Source organism: Arthrobacter sp. zg.Y820, assembly GCF_030125555.1.
GTDB lineage: Bacteria > Actinomycetota > Actinomycetes > Actinomycetales > Micrococcaceae > Arthrobacter_B.
Genome location: NZ_JASKLX010000001.1, coordinates 521,621 through 536,614 on the forward strand (window position 1 = coordinate 521,621; position 14,994 = coordinate 536,614).

Genomic DNA, 14,994 nt, shown 5'->3' on the forward strand with positions numbered 1-14,994 from the left:
CGACGGGGGAGATCCTTTGGCCAGCATCAAAGCGCAGGCACACCATCAGCGCGTGCGGATTCGGGGGTACGACGTCGATATCCGCACCTACGGCGCCGGCGCCCGGAACGTGGTGCTCGTGCACGGCATTGGGGCGTCCGGCCGCTATTTCTCCCGCCTGGTGGACCTTCTCGCACAGACCTGCACCGTGCACACGCTGGAAATGCCGGGGTTCGGTTCCGCGCCGAAGCCGTCCCACAGCCTGGACATGGCCGGCTTTGCCGCCGTCAACTGCGACGCCCTGCGGGCCACCGGCATCGGCTCCGCCCAATGGGTGGGCCATTCCATGGGCTGCCAGGTGGTGACGGAAATGGCGCTGCTGGCACCGGACCTGGTCACCTCGGTGGTGCTGCTCAGTCCCACCATCAACCGCGGCGAGCGCAACGCAGTGCTGCAGGGGCTGCGGCTGGCGCAGGACTGCCTGCGCGAACCGCCGGCCGTCAACTGGATGCTGCTCACCGACTATCTGCGTGCCGGTCCTCGCTGGTATCTGCGGACCATGCCCAAGATGGTGAGGCATCGGCTCGAGCAGCGCATCGGCGGGGTGGAAGTGCCGGTGACGCTGATCCGCGGGGGCCGCGATCCGATTGTGCCCGCCCGCTGGCTGCAGGAGCTGGCCGCCGCACGGCCCGGGGCCGTTGCCGTGGAGCTGCCCGGACAGCCGCATGTCTGCATGTTCACCGAACCGGCGCGGACCGCTGCGCTGCTGCGGGAAGCGGCCTCCGGGCAGTGAAGCGGCGCACCAACGGCAGGCCCGGCGGCAGCACGAACGCCGGCACGAACGCCGGCACGAGCGCCGGCACGAGCGCAGGCACCGGACCGTGGTGGCGCCGCCGGCTGATGCAGGCCCGCGCCTGGGCGGCCGACTATGCCTACGTGGCGTACTGGCAGGTGCGCGGTTTTCTGTTCCGCAAGGATCCGGCTGTCTACCTGGCTCCGTCCAAAGAATCCGCCGCGGGCAGCCAGCGCTGCCCGGTCATCCTGATTCCCGGCGTTTATGAAAACTGGCAGTTCCTGCGTCCGCTCGCCGAGGCCCTTTCCGCCCGCGGACATCCCGTGCACACGGTGGCGCCGCTGGGCTACAACCGGGGCCGGATCGACCGGATGGCGGTGCTGGTCCAGGAGTATCTGGTGGAGCATGATCTGAGCGGCGTGGTGGCGGTGGCGCACAGCAAGGGCGGGCTGATCGGCAAACAGCTGATGCTCCTGCCGGAGGGCGGCCGCCGGGTGGACCGGATGGTGGCGGTCAATACGCCCTTCTCCGGATCCGTCTACGCCAACTTCTTTGTGCTGCCGTCCATCCGCGCCTTTGCGCCCCGCAACAAGTTCCTGCGCCGGCTGCAGGAGAGCAGCGACATCAATGCCCGCATCACCTCGGTGTACAGCCGTTTTGATCCGCACATTCCCGGCGGCAGCCACCTGCCCGGTGCCCGCAACATCCGGCTGGAGACGATGGGGCACTTTCGGCCCATCGGCGATCCGCGGCTCCTCGCGGTGCTGGAGCAGGAGTTGGACGGCCAGGCTTAGGCCCCGCCGTGCACCCTAGGAAGCGCCGCGCGCCAGCGCCTGTTGGACGGCGGCCTCGGCTCCGCCGGTCCACGGCTCCCCGTGGCCGGTCAGCAGCAGCGGGGCTTTTGTCTTGGCCAGCAGGCCCAGGGACTCCAGCGCCTCCGGACTGTTGGCAGTGGCGGCGCCGGAGACGATCTGCGGGCCCTTGGCTCCGGTGTAGGGATTGAGCGTGACCAGCGAATCTCCACAGATCAGCGCGTCCCGCTCCGGATAGTGCAGGGCCACGTGCCCGGCAGTGTGCCCGGGCGTGTGCAGGATCCGGGGCCGGCCGGGAAGGGAGCTTCCGCTGTCCCCGCCCAGGCTGTGCACGTCGGTGACGCCCCGGACGTTCAGCGCCCCGGCCGCCGTCATCGCGCCAAGATAGGGAATCGACCGCGGATAGCGAACCGGATACAGGAACCGGTTGTTTTCATGCTCGTACCGGTAGGGATGCGCCGCAATGTACCGGTCGGCGTCGTGCACCAGAATCGGTGTGCGGAACTTCTGCCGGATCCGGGCAGCGGTGCCCACATGGTCAAAGTGTGCGTGGGTCAGCACCAGGGCGGAGACGGATCCCGGCCCGTAACCAAGTTCCTTCACTGCCCGGACGAGCTCCGGCCACATGCCGGGAAGCCCGGCATCGATGATGGCCAGGCCGTTGTCGTCCTCCACCAGGTAGGTATTGACGTAGGCGTGCTCGATGCGGTGGATTCCTTCCGCAACGTTCCGAGTAAACACATGACCTCCAAGGTAGGTTCCGGCACTTCCCGCTCTATCCTAAGCACGCTGTTTATCCCAGGTCCCGAGCCGGCGGGCAGCGTCGTCCGGAAACCTAAGCCGCCGCCGCTTAGACTGCTCGGATGCCCAGACTCCTCGCCGACCTCTCTCCGCTGCGCGAAAGCCCCGAATACCGGCGGCTGTGGACCGGAACGGCGCTGTCCGCCGTCGGCACCCAGCTGACCCTCGTGGCAGTGAGCCTGGAGGTCTATTCCCTGACGTCCTCCAGCTTCTACGTCGGGCTCCTGGGGCTGGTGGGGCTGATTCCCCTGATTGTGGCCGGCCTGTACGGCGGGTCGATCGTGGACGCCTATGACCGCCGCAAGGTCGCCCTCCTTTCCTCCGTACTGCTGTGGGTATCCACCATCGGCATCGCCGCCCAGGCCTGGGCTGGAGTGGGCAACATCTGGCTGCTCTACGCCCTGGTGGCGGTCAACGCCGGAGCCAGCGGCCTGAACCATCCGGCCCGCAGCGCGATCATTCCGCGGCTGGTCCGGCCGGAACTGCTGCCGGCGGCGAATGCCCTGAGCATGATCACCTTCGGCCTGGCCATGACCGTCGGACCGCTGCTGGCCGGGGTCCTGGTGGCCCGGGTGGGCTACGGCTGGACCTACACGATCGACGTCGTCACCTTCACCGCCGCGATGTGGGCGGTGTACCGGCTGCCGCCCATGCCCCCGGAGGGCGAGGTGCAGAAGGCGGGCCTTAAATCCGTGCTGGACGGGTTCCGTTTCCTGGCGACCCGGCCGAACATCCGGATGACGTTCCTGGTGGATCTGGCAGCGATGGTGATGGCGCAGCCCCGGGCGCTGCTGCCCGCCGTCGGCGCCCTGCTGCTCGGAGGCGGAGCAACGACGGTGGGCGTGCTGCTGGCGGCCACCGCCGTCGGCGCCTTCCTGGCCGGGCTGTTCTCCGGGCCCCTGGGCGCCGTGCGGCGGCAGGGGCTGGCGGTGCTCTGGTCGGTGGCGGCCTGGGGGCTGTCCGTGTCCGCCTTCGGCGCGGTGGTGGTCATGGCGGGCCGCAACGAGGGGGATGACCCCAGCGCCTGGCTGATTCCGGCCGCCGTCGCCATGGGCTGCGCGGGCATCGCCGATTCGGTCAGCGGCGTGTTCCGCTCCACCATTCTCCAGTCGGCTACGCCGGATGCCATGCGCGGACGGCTGCAGGGGGTGTTCGTGGTGGTGGTGGCCGGCGGGCCCCGGCTGGGTGACCTCGTGGCCGGCGTCGATGCATCCTTCCTGGGCGAGGGCTGGGCCGCGGTCATCGGAGGACTGGTGTGTGTGGTGCTGGTGGGGGTGCTGGCCCGCAGGCAGCCGCGGTTCGCCCGCTACGACGCGCGCCACCCGGAGCCGTAGCCGGAGCCGGCGCTGTCCCGGAACCCGGTTTCAGCCCCGGGGCCGCGCGGAACATGAGCACCCTATGGAGCGTTGATATCGGTGGATAGACTGACGTTTCGCGGATCCGGTCATCTCCGGGCACCATGCCGGGGTCCGGTGCAGATCCGCTCAGGAAGGAACTTCACGTGCACCAACACTTCAACGGTTTGAAGACTGCCGCACTGTTCGGAGTGCTCTTCGCCGTGCTGCTGGGCATTGGAGCCCTGCTCTCCAGCGGAACCGGAAGCCCCACCTTTATCTGGGTGTTCCTGTTCATCGGGCTGGCCACCACTGCCTACAGCTACTGGAACAGCGACAAGCTGGCCATCCGCGCGATGCGGGCGGTTCCCGTCACCGAGCAGCAGGCTCCGGAAATGTACCGGATTGTCCGCGAGCTTTCGGCCCGCGCCAACCAGCCGATGCCCAGGCTCTACATTTCGCCGACCATGGCACCGAACGCCTTCGCCACCGGCCGCAACCCGCAGCACGCCGCAGTGTGCTGCACCCAGGGCATCCTGGCCCTGCTCACCGAGCGCGAGCTGCGCGGCGTCCTGGGCCACGAACTCATGCACGTCTATAACCGCGACATCCTCACCTCCTCGGTGGCCGCTGCCATTGCCGGCGTGATCACCTCGCTGGGCCAGTTCCTGCTCTACTTCGGCGGCGGCGACCGCCGCAACGGCAATCCGCTGGCCATGATTGCCATGGCCATCCTTGCTCCGTTCGCGGCCTCACTGATTCAGATGGCGATTGGCCGGACCCGGGAGTACGACGCCGACGAGGACGGCGCGAAGCTCACCGACGATCCGCTGGCGCTCGCCTCCGCCCTGCGCAAGCTGGAAACCGGCACCCAGCGCGCCCCGCTGCCGGACACCGACCAGAAGCTGGCGAACACGGCACATCTGATGATCGCCAACCCGTTCCGGAACGGCGTCCGCGGCCTGCTGGCCACCCATCCGCCCATGCCTGACCGCATCCGGCGGCTGGAGAACATGGCCGGCCGTCCGCTGGGATCCTGACCGCATGTTCAGGAACGCTTCGGCGATGCCGGTAGGGTCGGTTCCATGCGTTTGATACTGATCCGGCACGGCCAGACTCCGTCCAACGTCCACCATTACCTCGACACGGCGGTCCCCGGGCCGGGACTGACTGAGCTGGGGCTGGCGCAGGCAGCGGCCCTGCCGGAAGCCCTGGCCGGGGAACCGATCGACGCCGTGTACGCCTCCAACCTGGTGCGCACCCAGCTCACCGCCGCCCCGCTGGCGGCAGCCCTGGGCCTGCCGGTGGAAGTGCGCGACGGCCTGCGCGAGGTCTCCGCCGGCAGCCTGGAAATGCGCAATGACCGCGACGCCGTCGTCGCCTACCTCAAGACCGTCTACAGCTGGGTGAAGGGCGACCTGGACGTGCACATGCCCGGCGGGCCGAACGGCCACGAGACCTTCGGTCGGTTCGACGCCGTGATCGCCGAGCTGCAGGCAGCCGGCCTGACGATGCCCGTGGTGGTCAGCCACGGCGCGATGATCCGCGCGTGGTGCACGTTCCGGGCCGACAACGTGGAACCTGACTTCATCGTGGAAGGCGCGCTGAGCAACACCGGCATGGCCGTGATGGAATCCGTTCCCGCCGACGACGGCGCCCCCGACCGGTGGAAGCTGCTCACCTGGATGGGCGAGGCGGTGGGCGGCCGCGAGCTGCGTGATTACGGCGAGGACGGCCCCGCCGGCGAGGACGTGTTGCTCTAGGACTAACCGAAGGGGTCATGCTCTGGCTCTGCCGCCCAATCGTCTTTGTGGCCCCGATGGTCTCGGATCCACACGACGAGGCGTGCAGTGTCATCGGTGTTCGATTAGTCGTTAGCCCTCATCGCGCGGCCAGGTATGCCAGGAGCGCGTCTTCGGCTTCCTGCGCAACGACAGAAGCTGGGCGGAGCATCGGAGAAGAGCGTAGGAATTTCTCGCCGTCTTTGGCAATCTGATATTCGGCCACGAGGTTCAGGAACTTCTCAAAGTCGGTCATGGGCGTGAGTCTAGATGACAAACCGGCCCATGTGGCGCCGCTGAGCTGCGGCCGGTCGCTGTGCTTTTCGAATGAACGATGAGCTCCTGGAATAAATTGTGGGCTCAGCTGACCGTCGGAGCCCGGCTTGAATCTCAGAATTGGTCCAAGAGGTGTCGGCCCGGGGGCATGCCCAGGCACAATCAACAATCACACTGAACACTTACAGCCACCTCTGGCCGACTGCTGCGGACAAGACGAGGACCGCAGCCGATGGTCTGATGGCTGCGGTCCTCGATAATCCTGCGGACTCAGTGCGGACTGAGGCCAACTATTCAGGCCTGACTAGGCCATATGTGTGTGGTCTAGCGGAAGTTGATGAACTGCAGGTCCACGTCCACGTCGGCACCCTTGAGCAGGGCCATGGTGGCCTGCAGGTCGTCGCGGGACTTGGAGGTCACGCGCAGCTCGTCGCCCTGGATCCGGGAGTTCACGCCCTTGGGCCCCTCGTCGCGGATGATCTTGTTGATCTTCTTGGCCTGGTCCTGGGCGATGCCTTCCTTCATGGAGGCCTCGATCCGGTACTCCTTGCCGGAGGCGAACGGCTCGCCGGCGTCGAGCGACTTCAGGGAAATGCCGCGCCGGACCAGCTTGGACTGCAGGACGTCAAGGACCGCCAGGACCCGCTCCTCTGAGTTGGCCTTCATGAGGATGTTCTCCCCGCTGAAATCCACCTCGGCGCCGACTCCCTTGAAGTCGTAGCGCTGGGACAGTTCCTTCTGCGCCTGGTTCAGGGCGTTGGCAACTTCCTGTTTGTCGATCTTGCTCACAACATCAAATGATGACTCGCTGGCCATGGGCGCTCCTTGCAGTAGTTTTTTCTCCTGCATCCAGCCTAGTAGCTCCGGGCTTCGGTGGCAGCCCTCACAGGTTCCACTCAGGCTATCCCGGGACTTGTCCCATCTTCTGCCGCGACAGTGTGGGGGTGACTACGACAGGAAAGCACCCGGAAGCCCCCCGCCCCCGACGCACCCATCTGAGCAGGCTCCGCACCGCGGCCGCAGGATCCGTTCTGGCAGCGGTATCGATTACGGGGGTGGGGGCTGCCGCCGCACCGGCCTCCGCCGCGGAGCTGCGGTCCTTCCTGGCACCGCTGGACCGCCCGGGAGAAGCCGCGGGCTCGCCGGGCAGTGACACGCCGGGCAGTGACACGCCGGGCAGTGACACGGACCGCAGGACATCCGATGAGGGAAGGCTGCTGGGCATCCGGCAGGACCTGGCGAATGCCGTCGCCTGGGGCTCCGTGACGCAGCAGCAGGCGGATCAGTTTTACACGCAGATGCAGTCCCGGATCGCCCGCGGACTGTAGTGCCGGGTGCGGCGGCGGGCTCCGGAAACAGCCGCTCCCGCCGCCGATTCGTATCTTGGGCAAAAGTTCTGTAAAGTTGTTTAGGCCGCAGTCGCTTGCGGCGAATCTTCATCACGAAGATGTTCGGCAGATTACCCGAGCGGCCAAAGGGGGCTGACTGTAAATCAGCTGGCAACGCCTTCACTGGTTCGAATCCAGTATCTGCCACCGAACGGAAAGAGCCCGCTCCACCAGGAAACTGGCCGGAGCGGGTTTTTTCTTGCCCGGAAACGGCCGTGCCCGGCGGGCCGCGACAGCCCGGACGCTCCATGATTCAGGCCTCAGCCGCACCCTTCACCGCTGAGCGAACACGTAGAGACATCTCCACACCTGCCGGATAGCGTTGGAGGATGGCAACTATTGACATCACCGAGGCAACGTTCCCCGAGACCATTGAGGAAAACGACATCGTGTTCGTGGACTTCTGGGCAGACTGGTGCGGCCCGTGCAAGCAGTTCGCACCGGTGTACGACGCCGTTTCCCAGAAGCACGACGACATCACCTTCGCGAAGGTGGACACGGAGGCCGAGCAGGGCCTGGCAGCCGCTGCCGGCATCACCTCCATCCCCACCCTGATGGCGTTCCGCGAGAAGGTCCTGGTCTTCTCCCAGCCCGGTGCCCTCAACGCTTCCCAGTTCAGCGAACTGGTGGACGCGGTCAAGGGACTGGACATGAAGGCCGTCCACGAACAGATCGCAGCGCAGGAGAACGGGCAGGCAGCGGCCGGCTCGGACGGGCAGGTCAGCTAACACCCGCTCAGCAGCACAGACTGCAAGACCGCGGAGGTTCCCCGAAGGGGAGCCTCCGCGGTCTTTTTTAACCGTCCCGGCACCCTGTTCCGGGCACCCCGGCGGCGGTAGGATCGGACGCACCTTGAGCGGAACCGGGCCAGCCGAGAGTTTCTCAGCCGAGAGTTTCTCAGCCGAAATTTTCCCAGCAGCATTTTCGAGACACGCTCCCGGAAATCCCGACCGCCCGCGAGGCTCACAGTCAACGACGATAAGAGCGAGGCGAAGACCTATGAATGGAAACCGCGGAGTTGCCTACATGGAACCCGGTGTCGTGGAAGTCCAGGACATCGACTATCCAACGTTCGAGCTGAAGGACGGTCCGGGGGTCAACCCGGCCAATATCGGCCGCAAATTGCCTCACGGTGCCATCTTGAAAGTGGTGACCACCAATATCTGCGGTTCGGACCAGCACATGGTCCGCGGCCGCACCACCGCACCGCCGAACCTGATCCTGGGGCACGAGATCACCGGCGAAATCGTGGAAACCGGCCCCGATGTGGAGTTCCATTCCGTGGGAGACCTGGTCTCGGTTCCCTTCAACATTTCCTGCGGACGATGCAAGAACTGCAAGGAACGCAAAACCGGCATTTGCCTGAACGTGAATCCGGCCCGGCCGGGCGCCGCCTACGGATATGTGGACATGGGCGGCTGGGTAGGGGGCCAGGCCGAGTACGTGATGGTGCCGTACGCGGACTGGAACCTGCTGCGGTTCCCGGACAAGGACCAGGCGATGGAGAAAATCCTGGACCTGACCATGCTCTCGGACATTTTCCCCACCGGGTACCACGGGGCCATCACGGCGGGCACGCGCGTGGGCTCCACCGTGTACATCGCCGGCGCCGGTCCCGTGGGGCTGGCAGCCGCTGCCAGCGCGCAGCTGCTGGGCGCCGCCGTCGTCATCGTCGGCGACCTGAACGAGGAACGCCTGGCCCAGGCCCGCAGCTTCGGCTGTGAAACTGTTGACGTGTCCAAGGGCGACCCCAAGGACCAGATCGAGCAGCTGCTCGGTGTGCCGGAAGTGGACTGCGCGGTGGACGCCGTCGGCTTTGAAGCCCGCGGACACGGACACGGCTCGGGGACGGAGGCACCGGCCACGGTGCTGAATTCCCTCATGGACATCACTGCCGCCGGCGGAGCGCTCGGTATTCCGGGTCTCTATGTCACCGGCGATCCCGGCGGCGTGGACGAAGCGGCCAAGGTGGGCTCGCTGTCCCTGTCGCTGGGGACCGGCTGGGCGAAGTCGCTGTCCTTCACCACCGGGCAGTGTCCGGTGATGAAATACCACCGGGACCTGATGATGGCGATCCTGCACGACAAGGTGCAGATCGCCAAGGCCGTGAACGCGACGACCATCAGCTTGGACCAGGCGCCGGAGTCGTATCAGGAGTTCGACTCCGGGGTGGCGCGCAAATACGTCATCGATCCCAACGGGATGGTGCCTGCCTAGCGGCTCACCGCCCGCACCGCCCGCACCGCCGCGCCTCAGGGCCGGCACACCACCACATCACAACGCCACAGCGCAGCCCAGGGGCCGGAACCGCACGGTTTCGGCCTCTGGGCTGCGCTGGGTGAAGGGGTGTCTTCCGCTGCTTCCGGACCGGGACGTACAGTCGTTGAACCGGAATTCCAGCCGTATCTGCGGCTCGGGGGCCTCCAAATACTCACCAATGCAGCGTTGGAAACGGGGATGCCATGTCCGCTCGCGAGCCTGCCGATCACCACAGTTGTCCCGTTCCGCCCGCAGCCGGGGGAGTCCGGCCATGAACGGGGACACCGCCTGGGTTCTCATCTGTGCAGGCCTTGTCCTGTTCATGACTCCGGGCCTGGCGCTCTTCTACGGGGGCATGGTCCCGGTCCGGAACGTTCTGACCATGATGATGCAGAACATCATTCCGCTGGGCATCATTACCGTCACCTGGGTGCTGGTGGGGTACACGCTGGCCTTCAGCAACAGGGGCAACTCGCTGGTCGGGGAGTTCGACGCGTTTGCCCTCATTACCGTGGATACCCCGCAGTTCCATACCGTGGCGGCGGGGGTGACCATTCCGGCGCTCGCCTTTGTGGCGTATCAGATGATGTTTGCCATCATCACCCCGGCGCTGTTGACGGGAGCAACTGCGGGGCGGCTGAAATTCGCCGGCTGGACCGTGTTCCTTGCGGCCTGGTCCATCCTCGTGTATCCGCAGGTGGCTCGCTGGCTGTGGCATCCGAAGGGATGGCTCGTGCAACTGGGCGCGCAGGACTGGGCCGGCGGAATAGTGGTGCATGCCTCCGCGGGAGCCGCGGCCGTTGCTGTCCTTCTGGTGGCGGGACGGCGCCACGGCTGGCCGAACCTTAAAACCTCCCCCAACAACCTGCCCATGATGCTGGTCGGCGCCGGGATCCTGTGGTTCGGCTGGTTCGGGTTCAACGCCGGAGACGGCCTGCAGGCAAATGACATTGCCGCCCAGGCGCTGGTCAACACCCACGTGGCCGGCGGTGCGGCGATGCTGACCTGGCTTTTGGTGGAACGGCTCAGCAGCGGCAACTCCACCTTGGTGGGCGCGGCGTCCGGTGCCATCGCGGGCCTGGCGACCATTACCCCCTGCGCCGGGTATGTGAGCACCGGGGCAGCCCTGCTCATTGGGCTGATCGCCGGCTGCGTGTGCTGCTTCGCGGTGCGGCTGAAGCACGTCCTGCATTACGACGACGCCCTGGACGTTATTGCCGTCCATTTCGTGGGCGGGGTGCTGGGGTCGCTGCTCCTGGGGTTCTTCGCGGACAGCTCCGTCAACGCGGTCAGCGAGGACGGGGTCTTCACCGGCGGCGGGGGACTGCTTCTCTGGCACCAGGTGGTTGCCGTTGTCTGCGTGGTGCTGTTCTCCTTCGTCCTGAGCTGGATTCTGGCCGCTGTCATCAGCCGCACCATAGGTCTCCGCGAACCCGGCCCCGAGCAGGAGGACCTGGACCGCGTGCAGCAGGGGGCGTCCGGCTACGCGCTGAGCGGGATCATTTCACGGCCGACGACAAGCGGCCGGAGCGCCGAGGACGGCCTGTTCGCCGGCAGGAACACGGACAGCCGCATCGGCCCGCCGGCGTACCTGCTCAGCGCCGTGCTGGACACGGGCCGGATCGACGGCCTGCGGGACGCGCTGCTGATGGCCGGAGCCCGGTCACTGGAACTGGCGGATGCCGCGGTGTACTCCGGGACGGTCCGCACGGAGAACTTCCGCGGACAGAAACGGAAACTGGACTTCGATGACCGGCTGCGCGTCTACGCGGCTGTCGACAGCGACCACGAGGAGGCAGTCGTGTCGGTGCTCAAGCGCTTCGGAGCCGATCCGTCATCGATCTACCGGGTGGCGATTGAGCCGCACTAACCCCGTCCGGGGCGCCGTCAGCGGCGCCGGTGGTCTTCCGGTGACAGCCGCGGGCCGAACGCCTGCTTGCGGAAACCGCTCAGCACCAGCAGGCGCACCACCCGCTGCCGGTGGCCCAGCCAGGGCCGGAGCAGGGTGAGCATCCCGGCGTCGTCGGTCCGCCGTCCGGTCAGTGCCTCGCCCACGAACGCCGCCAGATGATAGTCGCCCACCGACACGGAGTCGGGGGCTCCGTGGGTGCGCTGCGTGATTTCAGCGGCGCTCCAGGGGCCGATCCCGGGAACCGAACACAGGCGTTCCGTCAGGTCCGGGCCGAGCGGAACGGCGGCCAGCCGCTCCAGGCCGGAGGTGACGGCGCAGGAGCGCAGGATGGTGCCCGAGCGGTGCGAATCCACGCCCGCCCGGTGCCAGTCCCAGCTGGGGACCCGGCGCCACTGGGCCGCCGTCGGCGGAACCTTCAGCCCCGCCGGCACCGGACCGGGCGCGTCGACGCCGTACCTGGTCACCAGGTACCGCCAGGAGTAGTACGCCTCCATCGCCGTCACCTTCTGCTCCAGGACCACCGGCACAATGCTGTCGAGCATCCTTCCGGTGCTGGGCAGACGCAGGCCGGGATGGCGGCGGCGGGTCTCGGCCACAGCCGGGGGCAGGGTGGCGGTGAAGCCGGGCTCGTCGAAGGCCGTCCAATCATCGGCGTCTCCGAGCAGCGCGGGAACGCCGGCCAGCGCACACTCGGCGCCCGGACCCCAGGCACGGGCGAGGATCCTGGCGCCCGGCGCAGGAGCGGGCTGCTCGCGAAGCGCCAGGGTGGCGTTGCCCTCCGGTGTGGCGAAGGCAAGCCAGGCGACGCCCGGGCCGAGCCGCACCGAGGGGTCCTTCCGGCCGTGGGCCAGGATGCCCAGTGACAGGGCCAGGGAAAACGGGCGGCCGGACTCCCACAGCAGGGACAGGGCTCCGGCTCCCGCGGCAGCGGACACCGGCACGGACACCGGGATGGACACGGACATATCTCCATCGTCGCACGCACCGCTGACGCTGCCGGGCCCCGGTAAGGAACGGCCCGTGTGGCTTTTGCTACGCCGGGTTCCGCGGAAAGCTGGACCGGTCCTGCCGAACAAGTAACGTGTTGCACATGAAGTATGCAGATACAGTCCTGGACCTGATCGGCAATACCCCGCTGGTGAAGCTGCACAACGTGACCGATGGCCTTGCGGCCACGGTGCTGGTGAAGCTGGAATACCTGAACCCGGGCGGCTCCATCAAGGACCGCATTGCGGTCCGCATGATCGAGGCGGCCGAACGCGAGGGCAAACTGAAGCCCGGCGGCACCATCATCGAACCCACCAGCGGCAACACCGGCGTCGGGCTCGCCCTGGTGGCGCAGCAAAAGGGCTACCGGTGCATCTTCGTCACGCCGGACAAGGTGGGCGTGGAGAAACGCGACGTGCTGCGGGCCTACGGCGCCGAAGTTGTGGTGACACCCACCGCGGTCGCCCCGGAAAGCCCCGATTCCTACTACGGGGTTTCCGACCGCCTGGTGCGGGAGATCCCGGGCGCGTACAAGCCGGACCAGTTCTCCAACCCCGCCGCCCCGGCCAGCCACTATGAGAGCACGGGTCCCGAAGTCTGGCGGGACACCGACGGCACGGTGACCCATTTTGTGGCCTGCGCCGGAACCGGCGGCACAATCACCGGCACCGGCCGGTACCTGAAGGAAGTCTCGGCGGACCGCTCGTCGGGCGCGGTCCGCATCATCGCCGCCGATCCGGAGGGATCGGTCTACTCCGGCGGCACCGGGCGCCCCTACTTCGTGGAGGGAGTGGGCGAGGACATGTGGCCGGACAACTACGATCCGTCGGTTCCGGACGAGGTGATTGCCGTCAACGACACGGAATCCTTCGCCATGACCCGCCGCCTGGCCCGCGAAGAGGGACTGCTGGTGGGCGGGTCCTCCGGCATGGCGGTGGTGGCTGCCCTGCGCGCGGCCCGGGACCTGGGGCCCGACGACGTCGTCGTGGTCCTGCTGCCGGACAGCGGACGCGGATACATGGGCAAGATTTTCAATGACGAGTGGATGCGCTCCTACGGGTTCCTGCAGGGAGCCGAGCAGGAAGCCTCGGTGCGCGACGTGCTGGCCACGAAGGACGGTTCGCTGCCGGATCTGGTGCACACCCATCCGAACGAGACGGTCCTGGACGTCATCAACATCCTCAACAAATACGGCGTTTCCTGCATCCCGGTGCTGTCCCAGGAACCACCGGTGCGGATCGGCGAGGTCCTGGGATCCGCCGATGAGCGCTCGCTGACGGAAAAGCTGTTCCGCGGCGAGGCCAAGCCCACTGACAGCATCCGCGACCATATGGGACCGCAGTTGGCGATGGTCGGCGCCGGCGACTCGGTGGCCGCGGCGAAGGAAAAGCTGCAGGAGAACGACGCCGTCATGGTCACCTCCGAGGGCGCGCCGGTGGGAATACTCACCCGGCACGACCTGCTGTCCTACATGAGCATCTAGCAAGGAGCGAACCATGAGTGAAGGCTTCAACACCCGCGCGATCCATGCGGGCCAGACCCCCGACCCCACCACCGGAGCGGTCATTCCGCCGCTGTACCAGAGCACCACGTTCGCCCAGGACGGCATCGGCAACCTGCGCAACGGCTATGAATACGGCCGCGGCACCAATCCCACCCGCGACGCCCTGCAGGATCAGCTTGCCGCGCTGGAAGGCGGCGCCCATGCCTATTCCTTCAGCTCGGGGCTGGCCGCCGAGGACTCTCTGATCCGCGCCCTGCTGGCGCCGGGCGACCACATCGTGCTGGGCAACGACGCCTACGGCGGCACCTACCGGCTGATTAACAAGGTCCTCGCCGGCTGGGGCATCACCAATGCCGCGGTGGACATGTCCGACGTCGGGGCGCTCACTGCTGCGATCGCCGCCGGCAACACCAAGATGGTGTGGCTGGAGACGCCGTCGAACCCGATGATGAAGATTTCCGACATCGCCGCCGTCGCGCAGGCCGCGCACGACGCCGGAGCCTGGCTGGTGGTGGACAACACCTTTGCCTCCCCGTACCTGCAGCAGCCGCTGGCCCTGGGCGCGGACATCGTGGTGCATTCCACCACCAAATACATCGGCGGGCACTCCGACGCGGTGGGTGGCGCGGTCATCCTGAACGACGACGCCGCCGCCGAGAAGATCGGCTTCATCCAGTTCGCCGTCGGCGCGGTGTCCGCGCCGATGGAAGCCTGGCTGACCACCCGCGGGCTGAAGACCCTGGGGGTGCGGATGGACCGCCACTCCTCCAACGCCATGGCGGTGGCCAAGTGGCTGCGGGAGCAGCCGGCCGTGGAAAGCGTGCTCTATCCGGGGCTGGAGGACCATCCCGGCCACGACCTCGCCAAGGCGCAGATGAAGGACTTCGGCGGGATGGTCTCGGTGTCCTTCAAGGGCGGCGAGGCCGCGGCGCGCACCGTGGCCGAAGCCACCCGCGTGTTCACGCTGGCCGAGTCCCTGGGCGGCGTGGAGTCACTGATGAACTACCCGTCCGAGATGACGCACGCCTCGGTGAAGGGCACCGAGCTGGCGGTGCCGGAGAACCTGCTGCGGCTCTCCGTGGGAATTGAAGACCTCGAGGACCTGATCGCTGACCTGGAGCAGGCGCTGGCGACGCTGTAGGAGGCCTTCGGCCGCCGGCAGATGCTG

Annotated in this window: 15 protein-coding genes and 1 tRNA gene; 12 read left to right on the top strand and 4 right to left on the bottom strand. The window is 67.2% G+C overall.

Annotation, left to right across the window (positions count from 1 at the left end):
- Positions 1 to 16: 16 nt before the first annotated feature.
- The gene (locus QNN99_RS02410) at positions 17 to 772 is read left to right on the top strand and encodes an alpha/beta fold hydrolase (protein WP_229964816.1); all 756 of its coding nucleotides are present in this window, start codon (positions 17 to 19) and stop codon (positions 770 to 772) included.
- A complete protein-coding gene (locus QNN99_RS02415; RefSeq protein WP_229964817.1) occupies positions 769 to 1,566 on the top strand; it encodes an esterase/lipase family protein in 798 nt (265 codons plus the stop codon). Before QNN99_RS02410 ends, QNN99_RS02415 begins: the two co-directional genes overlap by 4 nt.
- A gap of 15 nt (positions 1,567 to 1,581) precedes the next feature.
- On the opposite strand, the gene QNN99_RS02420 is transcribed toward QNN99_RS02415, so the two are convergent.
- Positions 1,582 to 2,325: an MBL fold metallo-hydrolase gene (locus QNN99_RS02420; protein ID WP_229964818.1), complete on the bottom strand. Its 744-nt coding sequence runs from the start codon at positions 2,323 to 2,325 to the stop codon at positions 1,582 to 1,584.
- A 122-nt stretch (positions 2,326 to 2,447) separates the two neighbouring features.
- On the opposite strand from QNN99_RS02420, the gene QNN99_RS02425 reads away from it, so the two are divergent.
- The 3 genes from QNN99_RS02425 (at position 2,448) to QNN99_RS02435 (ending at position 5,482) form a co-directional block, all read left to right on the top strand.
- Positions 2,448 to 3,719 carry an MFS transporter gene (locus QNN99_RS02425; protein WP_229964819.1) on the top strand — a complete coding sequence of 424 codons (1,272 nt, stop codon included), beginning with the start codon at positions 2,448 to 2,450 and terminating at the stop codon, positions 3,717 to 3,719.
- Between the two features lie 167 nt (positions 3,720 to 3,886).
- The gene (gene htpX, locus QNN99_RS02430; protein WP_229964820.1) at positions 3,887 to 4,759 is read left to right on the top strand and encodes a zinc metalloprotease HtpX; all 873 of its coding nucleotides are present in this window, start codon (positions 3,887 to 3,889) and stop codon (positions 4,757 to 4,759) included.
- A gap of 45 nt (positions 4,760 to 4,804) precedes the next feature.
- Positions 4,805 to 5,482: a histidine phosphatase family protein gene (locus QNN99_RS02435; RefSeq protein WP_229964821.1), complete on the top strand. Its 678-nt coding sequence runs from the start codon at positions 4,805 to 4,807 to the stop codon at positions 5,480 to 5,482.
- Between the two features lie 118 nt (positions 5,483 to 5,600).
- Here the strand turns inward: QNN99_RS02435 and QNN99_RS02440 are convergent, their stop codons facing one another.
- Positions 5,601 to 5,756 carry a hypothetical protein gene (locus tag QNN99_RS02440; RefSeq protein WP_229964822.1) on the bottom strand — a complete coding sequence of 52 codons (156 nt, stop codon included), beginning with the start codon at positions 5,754 to 5,756 and terminating at the stop codon, positions 5,601 to 5,603.
- Between the two features lie 344 nt (positions 5,757 to 6,100).
- Positions 6,101 to 6,592 (bottom strand): YajQ family cyclic di-GMP-binding protein, encoded by a 492-nt coding sequence (locus QNN99_RS02445; RefSeq protein WP_229964823.1) that lies wholly within the window; start codon positions 6,590 to 6,592, stop codon positions 6,101 to 6,103.
- A gap of 128 nt (positions 6,593 to 6,720) precedes the next feature.
- On the opposite strand from QNN99_RS02445, the gene QNN99_RS02450 reads away from it, so the two are divergent.
- The 5 genes from QNN99_RS02450 (at position 6,721) to QNN99_RS02470 (ending at position 11,293) form a co-directional block, all read left to right on the top strand.
- On the top strand, positions 6,721 to 7,104 hold the full coding sequence (locus QNN99_RS02450; RefSeq protein WP_229964824.1) for a hypothetical protein: 384 nt from the start codon (positions 6,721 to 6,723) through the stop codon (positions 7,102 to 7,104).
- A 125-nt stretch (positions 7,105 to 7,229) separates the two neighbouring features.
- A tRNA-Tyr gene (locus QNN99_RS02455) sits at positions 7,230 to 7,311 on the top strand.
- Between the two features lie 182 nt (positions 7,312 to 7,493).
- Positions 7,494 to 7,892, top strand: a complete 399-nt coding sequence (trxA, locus tag QNN99_RS02460) for a thioredoxin (protein WP_229964825.1) — start codon at positions 7,494 to 7,496, stop codon at positions 7,890 to 7,892.
- Between the two features lie 271 nt (positions 7,893 to 8,163).
- Positions 8,164 to 9,381: a formaldehyde dehydrogenase, glutathione-independent gene (gene fdhA, locus QNN99_RS02465; protein WP_229964826.1), complete on the top strand. Its 1,218-nt coding sequence runs from the start codon at positions 8,164 to 8,166 to the stop codon at positions 9,379 to 9,381.
- 313 nt (positions 9,382 to 9,694) lie between these two features.
- A complete protein-coding gene (locus tag QNN99_RS02470; RefSeq protein WP_229964827.1) occupies positions 9,695 to 11,293 on the top strand; it encodes an ammonium transporter in 1,599 nt (532 codons plus the stop codon).
- Positions 11,294 to 11,310: 17 nt separating this feature from the next.
- Here the strand turns inward: QNN99_RS02470 and QNN99_RS02475 are convergent, their stop codons facing one another.
- Complete coding sequence (locus tag QNN99_RS02475) at positions 11,311 to 12,300, bottom strand: DNA-3-methyladenine glycosylase family protein (RefSeq protein WP_229964828.1); 990 nt, start codon at positions 12,298 to 12,300, stop codon at positions 11,311 to 11,313.
- Between the two features lie 125 nt (positions 12,301 to 12,425).
- On the opposite strand from QNN99_RS02475, the gene QNN99_RS02480 reads away from it, so the two are divergent.
- Both QNN99_RS02480 and QNN99_RS02485 read left to right on the top strand, forming a co-directional pair.
- Positions 12,426 to 13,805, top strand: coding sequence for a cystathionine beta-synthase (locus QNN99_RS02480; protein ID WP_229964829.1), 1,380 nt, complete (start codon positions 12,426 to 12,428; stop codon positions 13,803 to 13,805).
- 13 nt (positions 13,806 to 13,818) lie between these two features.
- Positions 13,819 to 14,967: a cystathionine gamma-synthase gene (locus QNN99_RS02485; protein ID WP_229964830.1), complete on the top strand. Its 1,149-nt coding sequence runs from the start codon at positions 13,819 to 13,821 to the stop codon at positions 14,965 to 14,967.
- The last annotated feature ends 27 nt before the right edge of the window (positions 14,968 to 14,994 follow it).